This is a genomic window from Sphingobium sp. TomMM7A, from assembly GCF_055397305.1.
In genome coordinates, this window is sequence record NZ_AP027312.1 from 251,160 (window position 1) to 267,925 (window position 16,766).

At 63.8% G+C, this 16,766-nt stretch carries 19 protein-coding genes; 4 read left to right on the forward strand and 15 right to left on the reverse strand.

Annotated features, from left to right (window positions below; genetic code table 11):
• Positions 1-40 precede the first annotated feature (40 nt).
• On the forward strand, positions 41-556 hold the full coding sequence (locus ACZ5ZH_RS13920; RefSeq protein ID WP_464772689.1) for a nuclear transport factor 2 family protein: 516 nt from the start codon (positions 41-43) through the stop codon (positions 554-556).
• Positions 553-1,626, forward strand: coding sequence for an alcohol dehydrogenase catalytic domain-containing protein (locus tag ACZ5ZH_RS13925; RefSeq protein ID WP_464772690.1), 1,074 nt, complete (start codon positions 553-555; stop codon positions 1,624-1,626). The genes ACZ5ZH_RS13920 and ACZ5ZH_RS13925 overlap by 4 nt, the downstream gene beginning before the upstream one ends.
• A 271-nt stretch (positions 1,627-1,897) precedes the next feature.
• Here the strand turns inward: ACZ5ZH_RS13925 and ACZ5ZH_RS13930 are convergent, their stop codons facing one another.
• Positions 1,898-2,299, reverse strand: a complete 402-nt coding sequence (locus tag ACZ5ZH_RS13930; RefSeq protein WP_464772691.1) for a VOC family protein — start codon at positions 2,297-2,299, stop codon at positions 1,898-1,900.
• A gap of 100 nt (positions 2,300-2,399) precedes the next feature.
• Here ACZ5ZH_RS13930 and ACZ5ZH_RS13935 point away from each other — a divergent pair, with 100 nt between their 5' ends.
• Entirely contained in the window at positions 2,400-3,491 is a 1,092-nt protein-coding gene (locus ACZ5ZH_RS13935; protein ID WP_464772692.1) for a DUF1214 domain-containing protein, read from the forward strand.
• A complete protein-coding gene (locus ACZ5ZH_RS13940; protein WP_464772693.1) occupies positions 3,470-3,952 on the forward strand; it encodes a nuclear transport factor 2 family protein in 483 nt (160 codons plus the stop codon). The genes ACZ5ZH_RS13935 and ACZ5ZH_RS13940 overlap by 22 nt, the downstream gene beginning before the upstream one ends.
• A gap of 426 nt (positions 3,953-4,378) precedes the next feature.
• Here ACZ5ZH_RS13940 and ACZ5ZH_RS13945 read toward each other — a convergent pair whose 3' ends face one another.
• The 14 genes from ACZ5ZH_RS13945 to ACZ5ZH_RS14010 all read right to left on the reverse strand — a co-directional run bounded on the left by ACZ5ZH_RS13945 (position 4,379) and on the right by ACZ5ZH_RS14010 (position 16,752).
• Positions 4,379-5,326, reverse strand: a complete 948-nt coding sequence (locus tag ACZ5ZH_RS13945; RefSeq protein ID WP_464772694.1) for an alpha/beta hydrolase — start codon at positions 5,324-5,326, stop codon at positions 4,379-4,381.
• 77 nt (positions 5,327-5,403) lie between these two features.
• Entirely contained in the window at positions 5,404-6,576 is a 1,173-nt protein-coding gene (locus ACZ5ZH_RS13950) for an acyl-CoA dehydrogenase family protein (protein WP_464772695.1), read from the reverse strand.
• A 3-nt stretch (positions 6,577-6,579) separates the two neighbouring features.
• Positions 6,580-7,782 (reverse strand): acetyl-CoA C-acyltransferase, encoded by a 1,203-nt coding sequence (locus tag ACZ5ZH_RS13955; RefSeq protein ID WP_464772696.1) that lies wholly within the window; start codon positions 7,780-7,782, stop codon positions 6,580-6,582.
• Positions 7,783-7,839: 57 nt separating this feature from the next.
• Positions 7,840-8,214: a steroid Delta-isomerase gene (locus ACZ5ZH_RS13960; RefSeq protein WP_464772697.1), complete on the reverse strand. Its 375-nt coding sequence runs from the start codon at positions 8,212-8,214 to the stop codon at positions 7,840-7,842.
• A 71-nt stretch (positions 8,215-8,285) separates the two neighbouring features.
• The gene (locus tag ACZ5ZH_RS13965) at positions 8,286-8,747 is read right to left on the reverse strand and encodes a MaoC family dehydratase (protein WP_464772698.1); all 462 of its coding nucleotides are present in this window, start codon (positions 8,745-8,747) and stop codon (positions 8,286-8,288) included.
• Between the two features lies 1 nt (position 8,748).
• Entirely contained in the window at positions 8,749-9,540 is a 792-nt protein-coding gene (locus tag ACZ5ZH_RS13970) for an SDR family oxidoreductase (RefSeq protein ID WP_464772699.1), read from the reverse strand.
• A complete protein-coding gene (locus ACZ5ZH_RS13975) occupies positions 9,537-10,613 on the reverse strand; it encodes an acyl-CoA dehydrogenase family protein (RefSeq protein ID WP_464772700.1) in 1,077 nt (358 codons plus the stop codon). The genes ACZ5ZH_RS13970 and ACZ5ZH_RS13975 overlap by 4 nt, the downstream gene beginning before the upstream one ends.
• Positions 10,613-11,518, reverse strand: a complete 906-nt coding sequence (locus ACZ5ZH_RS13980) for an SDR family oxidoreductase (RefSeq protein ID WP_464772701.1) — start codon at positions 11,516-11,518, stop codon at positions 10,613-10,615. Before ACZ5ZH_RS13980 ends, ACZ5ZH_RS13975 begins: the two co-directional genes overlap by 1 nt.
• 13 nt (positions 11,519-11,531) lie before the next feature.
• Positions 11,532-11,978, reverse strand: a complete 447-nt coding sequence (locus ACZ5ZH_RS13985) for a nuclear transport factor 2 family protein (RefSeq protein WP_464772702.1) — start codon at positions 11,976-11,978, stop codon at positions 11,532-11,534.
• Positions 11,975-12,625 carry a gamma carbonic anhydrase family protein gene (locus tag ACZ5ZH_RS13990; RefSeq protein ID WP_460988724.1) on the reverse strand — a complete coding sequence of 217 codons (651 nt, stop codon included), beginning with the start codon at positions 12,623-12,625 and terminating at the stop codon, positions 11,975-11,977. The genes ACZ5ZH_RS13985 and ACZ5ZH_RS13990 overlap by 4 nt, the downstream gene beginning before the upstream one ends.
• A 14-nt stretch (positions 12,626-12,639) precedes the next feature.
• Positions 12,640-13,791, reverse strand: coding sequence for an acetyl-CoA C-acetyltransferase (locus tag ACZ5ZH_RS13995; RefSeq protein WP_460988409.1), 1,152 nt, complete (start codon positions 13,789-13,791; stop codon positions 12,640-12,642).
• 2 nt (positions 13,792-13,793) lie between these two features.
• Complete coding sequence (locus ACZ5ZH_RS14000; protein ID WP_464772703.1) at positions 13,794-14,834, reverse strand: acyl-CoA dehydrogenase family protein; 1,041 nt, start codon at positions 14,832-14,834, stop codon at positions 13,794-13,796.
• Positions 14,835-14,848: 14 nt separating this feature from the next.
• Positions 14,849-16,003: an acyl-CoA dehydrogenase gene (locus tag ACZ5ZH_RS14005; protein ID WP_460988407.1), complete on the reverse strand. Its 1,155-nt coding sequence runs from the start codon at positions 16,001-16,003 to the stop codon at positions 14,849-14,851.
• The gene (locus ACZ5ZH_RS14010; protein WP_464772704.1) at positions 16,003-16,752 is read right to left on the reverse strand and encodes an enoyl-CoA hydratase family protein; all 750 of its coding nucleotides are present in this window, start codon (positions 16,750-16,752) and stop codon (positions 16,003-16,005) included. The genes ACZ5ZH_RS14005 and ACZ5ZH_RS14010 overlap by 1 nt, the downstream gene beginning before the upstream one ends.
• Positions 16,753-16,766 lie beyond the last annotated feature (14 nt).

A 16,766-nucleotide genomic window follows, 5' to 3' on the forward strand; every position in this document is an offset into this window, starting at 1 on the left:
ACGATAATATGCCGGCAACCGCCCGGTAATGGAGAGATAGATGTCGCAGCCATTGCTCGACCGGATTGCACTACATGATCTGGTCATGCGCTATTGCCGTGGATGTGATCGCCGCGACTTCGCCTTGGTGCGAACGCTGTATCATGATGACGCGATCGACGATCACGGGGCAATGTTTCAGGGAGGTCCCGACGACTTCGTTGCCTGGCTACCCGAAATCACCGCGCATTGGGACCTCACTCGCCACAATATTACGAACAGCCTGTTCGTAATCGATGGCGACCATGCCGAGGGTGAACATTATGTGGAGGCATGGCACCGGACCCACGGGCCGGGCGCAAAGCTGTTCATCGCCCTTGGCCGCTATCTCGATCGATATGAACGGCGGGATGGCGAGTGGAAATTCACATATCGCAGCCTGGTGTTCGATCATGGATCGATCGTGCCGGTTGATGAAGAGGCTTTTGAACGCATGAGCAAGGACGCACCCAATGGCCGCGCGGATCGGGACGATCCCTCCTTCCGTTATCCCCTGCTGGCGGGGTTGAGCGCATGAGGGCCGCAGTCTGGGATGGGCAGTCGCTCTTTGTCAGCGACCAGTTGACGCTTCGCCCCGTCGGTCCGGGCGAGGTGCGCATCCGCGTGCTGCGTTCGGGCATCTGTCATAGCGACATCGCGATGCTCACGCCGCATCTGCCTAACTTGCCGGTCGTCCTGGGCCATGAAGCGGCCGGCGAGATCGCGGAGCTGGGGCCGGGCGTCGAAGGCTGGACCATAGGGGATTACGTCTGCGTGGGTACGCAAACGCCTTGTGGGGAGTGCCGTGAATGCCAGCGTGGCGAGCCGCATAATTGCGACATCAATTGGGGCATGGCACCGGGCTTCCCCTTCACGCTGGATGGAAAGCCCGTTGCGTCCTTTGCCAACGTCTCCTCCTTCGCCAGCGAAATCGTGGTGAAGGCGTCGCAGCTCTTCGCCATCGATGATCTTCCTTTGGATCAAGGCGCGCTGATCGGGTGCGCGGTCTCGACAGGTGTCTGCGCCGCCCGCGTTCTGGGCCGCGTGCGTGCCGGGGACACCGTGGCCGTTTTTGGTGTCGGCGGCATCGGCGTCAACGCGATCCAGGGCGCCGCCCGGAACGGCGCCCATGTAATCGCTGTCGACGCCAATCCTGCGAAGGAAGCGACGGCGCGGCAATTCGGCGCGACCGCCTTTGTCCTCGCAGACCCCACGCAGGACAGTGAGACGGCCGCCGCCGCTTTGGCTGGCAAATATGGCCCTATCGATGTGGTGGTGGAATGCAGCGGCGCAGTCGGTGCCATCAACACCGCCTTGCGCTGCACGAAGCGCGGGGGCCGGGTGGTGCTGATCGGCATGTCACGCCCCGGCGCGGAAGCGGCGCTGCCGCTCGGCAGCTTCGTCATGGGTGGCGAGGTGATCGCAACGATGAACGGCGGCGCGCTGCCCAACCGCGATTATCCCGAACTCATCGCACAGGCGCGCGACGGCCGGTTGAACATCGCCGACCAGATCAGCGGCATCTGGCCGCTCGATCAGATCAACGATGCCATCGCCGCGCTGAAGGCGGGGGAAGTAACCCGCGCCGTCATCGACCACGAAATGTGATTGAGAGCATCCTACTCCCTTCCGTCATCCCGGGCTCGACCCGGGGTCCCGCTTCTTTTCCGACGCTGCTGAGGTAGCGGGACCCCGGATCCAGTCCGGGGTGACGATCATTCAAACCCGACCATGCTTTAGGATGTGTGGGGATTCAGTTCAGGGCGAGGCGAAAATGGTGAATTTCGAGAACCGGCGCGCAGCGTACTTCAGTACGTGAGCACCGGAAGCGCAGAAAGTCGCCATTTGCAGGCCGTCATGGGCTGAATCCCCACACATCCTACGCGTTCAGCATCTGTAGCAACTCAATCCTGTGGCCTTGGGGGTCGAGGATATAGGCCATCCGCAAACCATGTTCGGGTACGTCGGTCGCACCGAGTTCTATCGTCGCACCGGCGGCGGTCGCAACCGCCAGGGTCGCGTGAAGATCATCCACCACGAACCCCGTTGTCGCCTCTCCGGTGGCGGGGCAATTCCGGTTGGGATAGCTGACCAGAATGAAGTTGGGGGCGGGCGGCTGAGCGCCAGCAGTCTTGAGGATCACCTCGTTCATCAACTCTTCGCCTTCGCCAAGATTGATATACCCCACCACCTCAAGGCCGAACAGCTGAGTGTAGAAGCGTTCGGCAGCGGCAAGATCCTTAACGATGATCTTGGTGAAACTGAAGGCTAATGCCGTCATTCCTCAACCCCTTTCATGTTACGCATTTATGTGAGACAATCTCCATATCAGCGCCTGAAAATGGCGTAAACCAATCCATCTAATACGCATATAGGAGAGTATGGTGACCGGACAGGAAGGTGGAGAATTGCGGTTGTCGGCCGTCTGGCGGACTTTCTGCGACCAGCTGGCACAAGCGGGCGACGTTCTGGACCGCCCCAGCGCGCCCGGCACCGCGATCGACCAGGCGGAGGGATTGCGTTATCTTTCCCGGCTCACGCGGTCGGCGCTCAACATGCTGGTCGATTCCAGCGATCCGGATTTTCCGCGCATTTTCCTGCTGACCGATGACGCGATCAAGATTGGGGCCGATAATCCGGACAATCTCTATCAGCAAATCGTCGTCCGGGGTGATCGCGACTATCGCATCACCGGCAAGCGGAACAGCGTGCCCTATTTTTCCATCGGATCGAAGGCAAACCGTTACGCGATCGACGGCACGATGGCCTCCACGGGCGAGATCGAACTTGCCGACATGCAGGTCGGGCCGGATGGCAGCTTCGAGATCATCGTCAGCAAGACGCAAAAGCCCGGCAACTGGCTGCCGATGGCGGACGACACAACGCTGCTGATCATCCGTCAGACCTTCAATGACAAGCGCGCGGAAGTCGCTGCCGATGTGCATATCGAACGGATCAGCGAGGGGCCTGCCGTGCCCGTCATTCTCGCGCCCGAAACGATCGAGGCGCAGTTGAACGGCGCTGCTGCATGGGTGCGCGGAACAGCGAACACCTTCGCGGACTGGTCGCAATGGTTCATGGAACAGCCCAACCGCATCTATGATGGCAAGGAACAGCCTTTTTACCAGCGCGCCGGGGGCGACCCGAAAATCTGGTATGGTCACATCTATTACGACCTTGCGCCTGATGAAGCGCTGGTCATCACAGCCAAGCCGCCCCGCTGCCGCTTCTGGAACTTCCAGATCGACAATTGGTGGATGGAATCCATGGACCATGTGAACCGCAAGGTGTGGGTCAACGGCGCGCAGGCCAAATATGAGGATGATGGCAGCGTCATCCTTGTCTGCGCGGACAAGGACCCGGGCTACGGCAACTGGATCGACCTGTCCGGCCATCGCCAGGGCACCGGCCTTTGGCGCTGGATTGAGGCTGACGAGCATCCGGTGCCGCAATGCAAGGTCGTAAAGCTCTGACCGCCTCGGCCGATCTCGCCGCGCGTATCGCCATCCTTGAAGACCGGGAGGCGATACGCGACCTGATCGCAAGCTATGGCCCGCTGGCAGACGCGGGCGATTGCGCCGGTGCCGCCGCTCTGTGGACCGAGGATGGCGTCTACGAAGTCGGCGGGTTCGGCAGCTACACGGGCCGTGCCGCGATCCAGGCTTTGCTCGAGGGTGAAAGCCACCAGAGCTTGATCCATGGCGGCGCCGCCCATGTCCTTAGCCCGCCGGTCATCGATCTGGACGGCGACAGGGCAACCGCCCGGACCTATTCCGTCGTCTTCCGCAAGGCGGACGACATATGGGAAGCCCATCGCGCCTCCGCCAATAGCTGGCACCTCGTGAGGGTCGGCACGGAATGGAAGGTGGCGCGGCGCATCAACCGCTTGCTTGACGGATCGGCTGAAGCGCGTGCGCTGATCGGCGGACGATAACGGCGGGGGTAACGTCCCGCCGTGGATGTTGAGAGCATCGTGCGCAAAAGTGGGAACCGGTTTTGCGCTTAAAACGATGCGATAACAAAAAACTAGAGCGCGCGATCTGCGTCCGATTAAACGCAGCGCGCTCTAGAGTTTGATCATGCTCAAGGGATCGTCACCCCGAACTTGATCCGGGGTCCCGCTTTATCTGACGCTGTCCAAGCAGCGGGACCCCGGGTCAAGCCCGGGGTGACGGAAAAGGGGCTTTAATACGATGCTTCCGGCTCTAGAGCATGATCCGATCAGATTGGATCGGATCATGCTCTATTTGTCTTTTGTTTCCCGCATTTTCCGAGCCAGCAGATGATGCCATCTGCTTCGAAAATGCTCTAGCCGAAGGGCGGCTCCAGCTTTTCTAGGGCCGCCCTTCGGCTTATGCGGTCAAGCGGTCTGACGGGCAGCCGCAAACTGCTTTTTCGCAAAGGCGCAGGCATCCGCCATCGCCTCCTGCGCGCCCGGCAGGAAACCGATCCATGACACGAACCCATGCACCATGCCGGGATAGCGCTTCACTTGAACTTCCACCCCGGCCTTTTCCAGCACCGGGGCATAGGCTTCCACTGCGTCGCGGATAGGGTCGCATTCGGCGCTGGCGATAAAGGCGGGCGCCAGGCCCTGGTGGCTCGTCGCCTTCATCGGACTGGCGCGAAAATCGTCGTAATCGCTTTCGTCCTTGATGTGCAGTTCCCAGAAATAATGCGCATCTTCCAGGCGCAGCACCGGGCCGTTCGCAAATTCAAGCGCGGACCCCTCTTCCGGGATAGGATGAATGCCGGGGCCATACCAGTTGATCTGCGCCGCGATACGGGGCGCGCCCGCGTCTCGTGCGAGGAGGGCGCAGGCGCTCGCCAGCACGCCGCCCGCGCTATCGCCAGCAACCGCGATCAGGGCGGGATCGCCCCCCAGTTCGGCCGCATTAGCCGCGACCCACTGCGTCGCAGCCCAGCAATCCTCGAACGCCGCCGGGAACTTATGCTCGGGCGCAAGGCGATAGTCGACGGACACCACGATGGTCTCCGCGCCCGCCGCCAGCCCGCGCGCGATCATGTCCTGCGTGTCGAGATCGCCCACCACGAACCCGCCGCCATGGAAATAGGCAGTGACTGGGAAAGGTCCCGCGCCCTCGGGCGTATAGATGCGCACCGGTATCTCACCGTTCGGCCCCGCAATGGTCCGATCGGCGATCGAGGCAAGGGATACAGCAGGGGGCGGAAGCTGGATCGAACTCGACCGCACCGCCTCCCGCAACGCAGCAACCGGAATAGTCCGGATCGGCGGCCATTCCGGCTGATTGGCGAACATGGCCTCAAGTTGTGGGTCGAGCGGCATCCCTATTCTCCTCGTTTCAATTGTGCATCTTCTTCTTTAATTCGAGAGCGCCGCCAGAGCGACGCACTGAATATTCCTCATCCTCTGGGTTCTCTTGGCATAGCTAATCCGCGTTCGGCGATGATGTTGCGCTGGATCTGGTCTGTACCGGCGTAGATGGTATCGGACCGAGACATGAGGTGCATGGTTGTGAGGGAGCCCATGCGTTCGTCGTTGATGCCTATTTCGCCCTCTTGTCCCATGACCGCCATGGCGAGGTCGCCTAGCGCCACGTGCCAACGGGACCAATAGAGTTTGTAGGTATAGGCGGCGCCTGTGAGTTCGGGGTTGGCTTCGCTGCCTGAGAGCATGCGCAGGGCGTTGTAGCGCATGATCTTGAGGCCCGCATGGGCGGTGGCGATCTTCTGACGGATGAGCGGGTCGCTCGCCTTGCCGTTGGCCTTGGCGATGGCGATGATGTCGTCCAGTTCGTTTTTGAACTGCATTTGCTGGGCCAGCGTGGATACCCCGCGTTCGAACCCGAGCAGGGCCATGGCGACCTTCCAGCCTTCGCCTTCTTCGCCAATGCGGTCGATCGCGAGGGCTTCCGCGCCATCGAAGAACACTTCTGCAAACTCGGCCTCGCCGGTCATCTGGCGGATCGGGCGGGGGGTGACCCCGGGCTGGTCCATCGGGACCATGAGGAACGAGAGGCCCTTGTTGCCCACGCTTCCCGGCTGCGTGCGGGCAACGACGAAGCACCAGTCGGCGATCGTGCCCATCGAGGTCCAGATCTTCTGCCCGTCGATGATGTACTTATCGCCTTCGAGGCGGGCTTTGGTCTTGACGTTGGCAAGGTCCGATCCCGCGCCGGGTTCAGAATAGCCCTGGCACCAGATCGCCTTGCCGGTGGCGATGTCGGGGAGGAACCGGGCCTTCTGCTCTTCGCTGCCCATCGCGATCAGCGTCGGCCCGAGCAGCTCGACCCCTAAGTGCCCGGCGCGCGGCGGGCCTTTTGCGCGGGCATATTCCTCGGCGAAGATGATCTGCTGGGCGATCGAGGCACCCCGCCCGCCCCATTGCTCAGGCCAGCCAATGACGCTCCAGCGCGCTTCACCCAGGGCCGCTTCCCAGGCGCGGCGTAGCTCGACATTGTCGACCTGGTTGGTCTGGCCACAAATGGCCTTGAAGGGACCTGCGAGCTGCTCGTTGAGCCAGCTCGCGGCCTCCTCGCGGAAGGCTTTCAGTTCAGGGGCGAAGGCGAGCTGCATGGATCAGGCGACCTCGAACAGACCGGCAGCGCCCATGCCGCCCGCGACGCACATGGAGACGACCACATATTTGACGCCGCGGCGCTTGCCTTCGATGAGGGCATGGCCAGCAAGGCGCGAGCCGGTCATGGCGAACGGGTGGCCGATGGCGATGCCGCCGCCATTGACGTTGAGCTTGTCCGGATCGATGCCCAAGGTGCGCTGGCAGTAGATCGCCTGGTTGGCAAAGGCTTCGTTGAGTTCCCACAGGCCGATGTCGTCGATCTTGAGGCCTGCGCGCTCGAGCAGCTTGGGGATGGCGAACACCGGGCCAATGCCCATTTCGTCCGCGCCGCAGCCTGCGACCTGGAACCCGCGATAGATGCCGAGGATGGGGAGGTTTTCCTTCTGCGCGGTGGCCAGGTCCATGACGACCTGGGCCGAGGCGCCGTCGGAGAGCTGGCTGGCATTGCCCGCGGTGACGTGCTTGCCTTCCTTGATGACCTGTCCGTTCTTGAACACGGGCTTCAGCTCCGCGAGCTTTTCGTAGGTGGTACCCGCGCGGATGCCCTCGTCACGGTCAAGCGTCAGCTCTTCCTTGCCGGTCTCATTGCCTTCCTTGTCGAACAGGGCCTTGGTGACCGTGATCGGGACGATCTCGTCATCGAACTTGCCTGCGGCCTGGGCGGCGGCGGCGCGCTGCTGCGACTGGGCGGCAAAGCGGTCCTGATCCTCGCGGGAGATGCCGTAACGCTCGGCGACGATCTCGGCGGTCTCGATCATCACCATATAGGCGTTGGGATCGCGCGCCTTGATGAACTCGGAGCGGTTGCGGAAGGCGGGATAATGCTTGTCGATGGTGAGCGAGACATTCTCGACGCCGCCCGAGACGGCGCAGTCAATCTCATTGGCGATGATGCCGCGTGCGGCGAACGCCAGCGCATTGAGGCCGGACGAGCATTTGCGGTCCATCGAGAAGCCGCTGGTGGTGTCGGGCAGGACCGAACCGTGGACGGTCAGACGCCCGACATTGTAGCTTTGCGTGTTCCACTGGTTGGCAACGCCCAGATACACGTCATCGACGCGCGCGGGGTCGATCCCGGCGCGGGCGATGGCGGCGTCCACGACGTGCGAGGACATGAACGGCGCTTCGGTGTCGTTGAACGCGCCGCGATAGGCTTTGCCAACGCCAGTGCGGGCGGTCGAGATGATGGCTGCTTCACGCATGGGTAAATGTCCTTGTCTATTTCTATGTTTCGCGCCCGCCGGGAGAAGGTGGGCGGCTTAGAAGCCGTGCATGTTGGTGGGGCCCCAGAAGGCGCGCATTTCAATCACTTCATTGGCGGCGTTGAAGCGGAAGGTGTCGATGACGTCGATGCGCTTGTGGCCGCCATCATAGTTGAGGTTCACCGAGAAGGGGAAGACGGCATAATCGCCTGCCACGCGCACCGGGCCTTCGAGCTTCAATTTCGCGCCGGTCTTCATCGATTGCGCGTAAAAGGCGCGAATGGCTTCGCGGCCCTTGTGGATGGGCGAGCCGATCGGGTCTTCAACGGTTGCATCCTGCGCATAGAGGGCGGCGACCTGGTCGGCGCTGCCCGCTTCGAACGCGGCGACATAGGCGTGGACGGCGGCTTCCATCTTGACGGGATCGGGCATGGTTTTGGCTCCAGCTGGGGTAGCGGCGAGAAGGCTCAATGTGAGGGCGAGGATGGCGCGGGCCAAGGCCGTTATTCCGGAAAATAGCGGTTGATGGTGTCGACCACGCAGGCGGGCTTGTCTTTTCCTTCGATCTCGACGGTGACGCGGATCACCGCCTGGATCGCGCCGCCCTTCACTTCCTCGACCGAGACGATTTCGCCGGTGCCGCGAATGCGCGAGCCAACGACCACCGGATTGAGGAAGCGGGTCCTGTCCATGCCGACATTGACCCCTGCGGAGAAGCGCCGGACCTCGACGATCTGGGGCATGAACAGGTTGACCAGACTGAGCGTCAGATAGCCATGCGCGATGGTCGCGCCGAACGGGCCGTCCTTGGCGCGGACCGGATCGACATGGATCCACTGATGATCGCCGGTGCAGTCGGCAAAGGCGTCGATGCGCGACTGGTCGATGGTGAGCCAGTCGGCGGTGTCGAGCTTGGTGCCTTCCTTGCCGAGCAGGTCGCGGGGATTCTCGAAGATGGTCGCCATCTTACGCCCGCTGGCTGGAGACCGCGACGATCTCGCCGGTCATGTAGGAGGAGAGGTCAGAGGCGAGGAACATCATCACATTGGCGATTTCCCAGACCTCGGCGGGGCGCTTGAACGCTTCCTTCTCGACCAGCTTGTCCAAAGCTTCCTGGGTGGTCACCTTGGCGAGGAAGGGGTGCATGGCAAGGGATGGCGAGACCGCATTGATGCGCACGCCATGTTCGGCCGCCTCGATCGCGGCGCAGCGGGTGAAGGCCATCACCCCTGCCTTTGCGGCGGCATAATGGGCCTGGCCCTTTTGCGCGCGCCAGCCCAGCACCGAGGCGTTGTTGACCATGACGCCCGACTTGTTGGCATACATTGACGGCAGGAAGGCGCGGGTCATGCGGAACAGCGAGGTCAAGGTGACGTCGAACACGCGCGCCCACTGCTCGTCGGTCATATCGACGATGTCGGCCTCGCCGCCCAGGCCCGCATTGTTGATGAGGACATCGACCTTGCCCAATGCGGAGAGCGACGCATCGCGCAAGCCCTGCACGGCTTCCTCGCTGGTGACATCGCAGACGAACAGGGCGGGACGCTCGACCTTCGCCTCGTCAGCGATGCGGTCGGCCGCTTCATTGAGGCGCCGTTCATGGAAGTCGCTGATGAGGAGCTTTGCCCCTTCTTCGGCGGCGCGCTTGGCGGCGGCAAAGCCGATGCCGGTGCCGGCCGCGGCGGTGACGACCACGGTCTTGCCCTTGAGCATGCCCAGCGGGGTGGGATAGGGGGGCACGGGAGAAGTCGGGGTCATGCGGCATCCTTCATGATGATCTGGGCGAGGGCTTCGCGATGCTGGTCGGGGGTTCCGAGCCAGCTGGCGCAAGCTCTGGCGCGCTTGAAATAGAGATGGGCGTGATGTTCCCAGGTGAAGCCGATGCCGCCATGAAGCTGGATGGCGTCGCCCGTGACCGAGCAATAGGCGTCGGAGACATAGGCGCGCGCGGCATGGGCCGCCTCGGCCAGTTCCTCGCCATTTTCATCGATCGCGGCGGCGGCATAATAGGCGGCCGAGCGGGAGGCTTCGACCAGCAACATCATGTCGGCGAGCATATGCTTGTACGCCTGGAAGGAGCCGATGAGGCGGCCGAACTGGACGCGCTGTTTGGCATAGTCGACCGTGGCGTCGAGGCTGTACTGCATGCCGCCGGTCTGTTCGGCGGTGAGCAGGCCAGCGCCGATGGTGAGGGTACGCTCGATCGCGGTCTTGGCGCTGCCGGGCGCGCCGAGGATCATGCTGTCGGTCACTTCGCAAGCGAAGGTCAGCGTCGCAAAGCGGCGGGTGCGGTCGAGCGCGGGCAGGGCTTCGATGACGAGGCCGGGGGTGTCGGCGTCGAGGACGATGAGGCTCTCGTCAGCGGTGGCCACCACGATCAGCTCTGCCACATGGCCGAAGGTCACGAACTGCGCGGTGCCCGTCAGCTTGCCGTTGGTGAGGGTCGGGCGGCTTGCGGTGCCAGCGAAACTCGCGCGCGTGCCCGACGCGAGGCGGGGGAGCAGCGCTGCCTTCTGTTTCTCGCTGCCTGCCGCCAGGATGGCTTGCACGGCGAGCACGGCGGTTTCGAAGAAGGGCACGGGCGCGAGGACCCGGCCGGTTTCTTCGAGGACCAGCGCCATTTCGACCGCGCCCAGGCCCAGGCCACCCAGGCTTTCCGGGATCATCAGCCCGGTAAAGCCCAGCTCGCCAAGGCTCGACCACAGGCTCTCGTCAAAGCCGCTCGTCCCTTCGACGGCGGCGCGGATGACATCCGGGTTGGCGGCGTCGGTCAGGAAGTCACGCGCCGCTTCCTGGATCGCGCGCTGGTCGTCGCTGAGCGCGAAGTCCATCAGGCGGCTCCGTAAACGGGCTTTGCAGGCTCGCGGGTTTGGAGGAGTTTGCGCACGATCGCGTCCATTTCGCTTGGCTCCAGGCGCGCGCCCTTGTCGAAGGCGGGGCTGTCGGTCCAGCCTTGCGAGAGGAAGACCTGCCCGCCCTTCAATTCAAACACCTGGCCGGTCACGCCCTTCGACTGTTCGGAGACCAGATAGGCGACCAGCGGCGCCATGTTTTCCGGCGCGAACAGGTCGAACTCGCCTTCTTTCGCCTCCATGTCGAACGCGCCGGTATTGGTCATGCGGGTGCGGGCATTGGGCGCGAGCGCATTGGCGGTGATGCCCAGGCGGCCAAGCTCGGCGGCCTGCACAAGGGTGAGCGTGGCGATGCCGCCCTTGGCGGTCGAGTAGGCCGACTGGCCGACCGAGCCCTGCAAGCCCGCGCCAGAGGTCGTGTTGATGATGCGCGCATCGACCGGGTTGCCGGCCTTGCTTTGCGCGCGCCAATATTCAGCGGCGTGGCGCGAGGTGCAGAAATGGCCGCGCAGATGGACGCGGATCACCGCATCCCATTCTTCCGGGCTACAGGTGAAGAACATGCGGTCGCGCACGAAGCCTGCGTTGTTGACTACGGCATGAAGCGCCCCAAAGCTGTCGAGCGCCTGTTCGACCATGCGCTTGCCTGAGTCCCATTCAGCGACATCGTCGGTGTTGGCGACGGCCTCGCCGCCCATGGCGCGGATCTCATCGACCACCTGCTCGGCCGCGCCCTTGGTCTCGCCCGCCTCGCCATGGGTGCCAACGCCAAGGTCGTTGACCACGACCTTGCAGCCTTGCGCCGCGAGACCCAGCGCATAGGCTTTGCCCAGCCCATTGCCCGCCCCGGTCACGATCGCAACACGTCCTTCGCAGATACCCACTTGCCTTACTCCTTCATTGCGCTGCGACGGGGATCAGCAGATGCTGGTTCAAGTCCCCAACGAGATCGAGCAGGGAATAATCCCGCCCGGAAAAATGCCATGCCCCGTCCATATAGGTGAAGCTGTCATGATAGCGGCCCGCGCAGATCGCCTGGAGCGGCAGGTCCTGCGTTGCCTGAAACACGGTATAATAGGATCGGCAGGTCGCGGTGCCTGCTTCCTCGTCCACCTCGACGATGGGATTGGTGATGACATGCTTGGTGCGCGGCGTGCCATCGTCATGGATGCGTATATGGGCTTGCCACAGCGCCAGCATCGGCGCTGCGCCTTCGACCATTTCGCCGCCGCCGGCCTTGATCCGGGCGCGCTCGAACAGGGCGGCGACGCCTTCGAGGTCGCCCGCGTCCATCAGTTCGGCATAAAGGTAGAGGAGGTTGGTGATGGCGGTGGCGCTGCTCATGATGTGCCTTTCCGCTGCGCCGCCCGCTGCTCGCGATGCTGCGCGGTGCTGCCCGAAAGGCGCACGGCGATGGCGTCGGAGGCAATGCGCTGCGCCTGCCGCTCGGCGCTGGCTTGGCTGAGCGGCTCTGCCTCGATGAGGTCAGTGAGCGCGGCGCGGGCGAGCTTCTGATACTCCCCCTCGCCATTGTTGCGCCAGGTGACCTGATGCGGCTCGAAGGTCTTGACCACCTTGGCCGGATTGCCGACGACCAGGCTGCGTGGCGGGGTCACCGTGTCGGACTTCACAAGGGCAAGGGCGGCGACGAGATTTTCGTCACCTATGACGGCGTTGTCGAGGATCACCGCGTTCATGCCGATCAGCGCATTCTCGCCAATCTCGCAGCCATGGATGATCGACCCATGGGCGATGGTCGCTCCCCGGCGGATGACCGTGTCGCGCAACTGGTTGGCATGCACCGACACATTGTCCTGGATCGAGCTGTCGCCCTCCACCACGATCCGCCCGAAATCGCCCCTCAGGCTCGCGCCGGGCGCGATGAAGCAGCCCGGCCCGACGATCACGTCGCCAATCAGCGACGCCAGCGGATGGACGTAGCTGGTCGGATCGACAACGGGAACAATCCCCTGATAGGCGTAGGCGGGCATCGGGGCTGGGTCCCTTAGAGCCGCTCGATGATGGTGACGTTGGCCTGGCCGCCGCCTTCGCACATGGTCTGGAGGCCATAGCGGCCGCCGGTGCGTTCAAGGGCGCCCAGCAGCGTGGTCATCAGCCGCGCGCCGGTAGCCCCGATCGGATGGCCGAGCGCGATCGCGCCGCCCTGCACATTGACCTTGTCGTGCGGGATAGCGAGTTCCTTCATCCAGGCCATGGTGACGCTGGCAAAGGCCTCGTTGCATTCGAACAGATCGATGTCGCTGATCGACATGCCCGCCTTCTTGAGCGCATATTGGGTGGCGGGGATCGGGCCGGTCAGCATCCACACCGGGTTGGCGGCGCGGACCGAGAGATGATGGATGCGCGCGCGGGGCTTGAGGCCATGGTCCTTGACCGCCTGCTCGCTGGCGATGAGGAGGGCGGCGGCCGCGTCGCAATTCTGGCTGGCGACCCCTGCGGTGACGATGCCGCCTTCATTGACGGGCTTCAAGGACGCGAGGCCCTCAAGCGAGGTGGTGGGGCGGATGGTTTCGTCGCGGGTGAGGCCCTCGAGCGGTGCGACTTCATGATCGAACCAGCCATTGTCCCAGGCGGCCTGCGCGCGCTGATGGCTGGCGAGGGCGAAGGCTTCCATCGCTTCGCGGCTGATGCCCCATTTGTCGGCGATCATCTCGGCCGACTTGATCTGGTTGACCTCTTCCATGCCATAGCGCTCGACCCAGCCCTTCGACCCGTGGAAGGGGCTGTCGAAGCCATATTGGGCGCCCGCGATCATCGCGGCCATGATCGGGATCTGGTTCATCGCCTGGCTGCCGCCCGCGACCACCAGATCCTGGGTGCCGCTCATCACGCCTTGCGCGGCGAAGTGGACGGCCTGCTGCGAAGAGCCGCACTGGCGGTCGACGGTGACGCCGGGGATTTCCTCCGGCAGGCCTGCGACCAGCCATGCGGTGCGGCCGATATCGCCTGCTTGGCCGCCGATCGTCTCGGTGCAGCCCCACACCACGTCATCGACGCCTGACGGGTCGATGCCGGTGCGCTTGACCAGTTCGCGGATCGGGTGCGCGCCAAGGTCGGCGGGATGGACGGCGGCGAGGCTGCCCTTCTTGCGGCCGATGGGGGTGCGGACGGCGTCGACGATATAGGCTTCAGGCATTTTCAAGCTTCCTGCTTTTGTCCAGCGTCTCTGGCAAAGGTCTGGTCCGGCCCCATGGGCTGGGTGAAGATGCGCGTGGCGATGCGCGCGCGGTGATGGGCGGGGGTGCCCCATGTTTGCGTCAGGGCAAGGGCGCGCTTCAAGAAGAGGTGGACGTCCACCTCCCAGCTGTAACCCATCGCGCCATGCACCTGGATCGAGGCGCGGGCGGCCTTGTCGGCGGCCTCAAGGGCCACCAGCTTGGCATGGCTGACACGGGCGCGGGCTTGCGTGTCGCGCGCGCCGATTTCGGCGGCCGCCGCTGCCACTACGGGCTTGGCGAACTCGATCGCCACCTGGGCGGAAGCCAGATGATGCTTGACCGCCTGATAGCTGCCGATGGGCTTTCCGAACTGCTGGCGTTCCTTGGCATAATCGACGGCGAGGTCGACCGAGCGTTGGGCGAGGCCGAGGCCAAAGGCGGCGTTGAAGAGCGCGGCGCGGTCGAAGGCGAGGTCCCAGTCGGCCTTGCCGAGGGCCGTCGCCTTGTCCTTGCTCCACTCGACCGAGAAGAGGCGGCGGAAGGGATCGATGCTCGGCTGCGCGGTGAGCGTCACCTGGTCGGGCGTGGCGAGATACGCCTCGCCATCGGCATGCAGCAGGATCGCCGCGGCGCTGTCGGCGTTCGCCACATAGGGGTTGGCCGGATGCGCGATCGCGATGGTGGCCATCGGGTCGCTCAGCAGCGCATGATCGGGCGCGAGCGCGGCGAGCATCGGCGCGGCGACGCCTGCGCTCTCGACCAGCGGCTCGGGCAGGGCGACATAACCCGCCTCTTGTGCGATCAGGGCAAAGTCGGTCTCGGCCAGATCGATGCCGCCCGCACTTTCGGGGAGCAGGATGAGGGTGAGGCCGGTCTCGACGATCGAGGCCCAGCGGGCGGGATCGATCGCCTCGCCCGCTTCCATCATCTTGCGCCAATGATCGGGCGTGCAGCTGTCGGCGAACAGGGTGCGCGCCGTTTCCGCAAACATCAGCTGTTCGTCGCTGAGGGTGAAATCCATCTCTTTATTCCCCCTTAGCGTGGCAGGCCGAGCATGCGCTCGGCGATGATGTTGCGCTGGATCTCGTTCGACCCGGCATAGATCGGGCCTGCGAGCGCGAAGATATAGTCGTCGATCCAGTCGACGGGGTTCGCGTCCGGCGCTTCGTGCGTCAATTCCGCCTGCGGCCCCAGGATGTTGAGCGCGGTTTGCGTCAGGTGAATGTCGAGTTCGGACCAGAAGATCTTGTTGGTCGAGGCTTCCGGCCCGATCTTCGCGCCTGCCATCAGCCGCGAGGCGGTCTGGTAGATGTTGAGCGCATAGGCGTCGGCATTCATGTGCGCGCGTACGACATCGGCTTCGAGCGCGGGGTCGGCCGTTTCCTTGTTCGCGGTCCACAGTTCTGCGAGCTTCTTGGCCGCCACCTGGTAGCGGGCGGGCGAGCGCAGCATGAGGCCGCGCTCGAAACCGGCGGTCGCCATGCAGATATGCCAGCCTTGGCCCTCGTCGCCGAGGCGATTGAAGGCGGGGACGCGGACATTTTCCAGGAAAATCTCGGCAAAGCCGACATGGCCGTTGATCTTCTTGATGGCGTTCACTGTCACGCCGGGTGCATCGAGCGGGAAGAAGATGAGGCTCATCCCCTTATGCCGCTCGCTGCCCGGCTCGCGGAACAGGCCGAACGCCCAGTCGGCGAACACCGCGCGGCTCGACCAGATCTTGTGGCCATTGAGGATATAGTCGTCGCCCTCGCGGACGGCGGTGGCGCGCACGCCAGCAAGGTCCGAGCCTGCCATCGGTTCGGACCAGGCCTGCGCCCAGATTTCCTCGCCCGACGCCATTTTGGGGAGGAAGCGCTGCTTCTGCTCATGGGTGCCGAATTCGATGAGCGTGGGCCCAAGCAGGAAAATGCCATTCTGGTTGACGCGGCCGGGCGCGCCTGCGCGATAATATTCTTCCTCGAAAATCAGCCACTGGATGAGGTCGAGGCCGCGCCCGCCATATTCGCGTGGCCAGGTCACCATGCCCCAGTCGCCGGACTTCAAGGTCTTTTCCCATTCCCGGTGCGCCTCGAAACCCTCGCGCGTGGCGTCGAAATGTTCCAGCGGCTCGCCGGGCACATGGGCGTCGAGCCAGGCGCGGACTTCGGCGCGGAACGCCTGCTGCTCAGGGGTATAAGTCAGGTCCATCAGAATTTCGCCGCGCCCTTGTTGTCGACGAAGGCGTCGCGCGCCTTCTGGCTGTCTTCATGCATGTACATTTCGAGCGTGAAGCCCTGCTCGATCCGGTAATGGGCCGAGGGGTCGGTGGGCTCGATGAGATTGAGCGCCTGCTTGGCGATGACCAGGGCCGCGCGGCTCTTGGACGCGATGATTTCGCAGAAAGCGTAGGCCTCGTCCTTGAGCTTCTCCAAGGGCACGACCTTGTGTACCGAGCCGTGGCGATAGGCATCCTCAACCGGGATGCGCCCGCCGGTGAAGAAATTGGCGCGCACCATCTGGACCGGCAGCATGCGGCTCATGAAGGCGGCTCCCCCCATCGCGCCGCGATCGATCTCGGGCAGCGAGAAATAGGCCCCTTCCGCCGCGATCAGCGCGTCGCAGGCGCCCGCGATATTGACGCCGCCGCCGATGACGAAGCCATGCAGCGCGCCGACCACGGGGATCGCGCATTCGCGGATCGCCTTGAAGGTCAGGTAATTATCCTTGTTCAATTTGGCGATGCGCTCGGGATGGGCCTGCATCTCCTTGATGTCGACGCCGCCGCAGAAACCGCGGCCTTCGGCGCGGATCAGGATGCACTTCACATCTTCGTTCGCCGCCGCTTTGTAAACCATGGCCGGGATCGATTCCCAACCCTTGGTGTCGAAGGCGTTGACCGGCGGATGGTCGAACAGGATTTCGGCGATGGCGCCCTTGACGGTCAGCGTAATCGGCATTGTCTTCCCTCTTC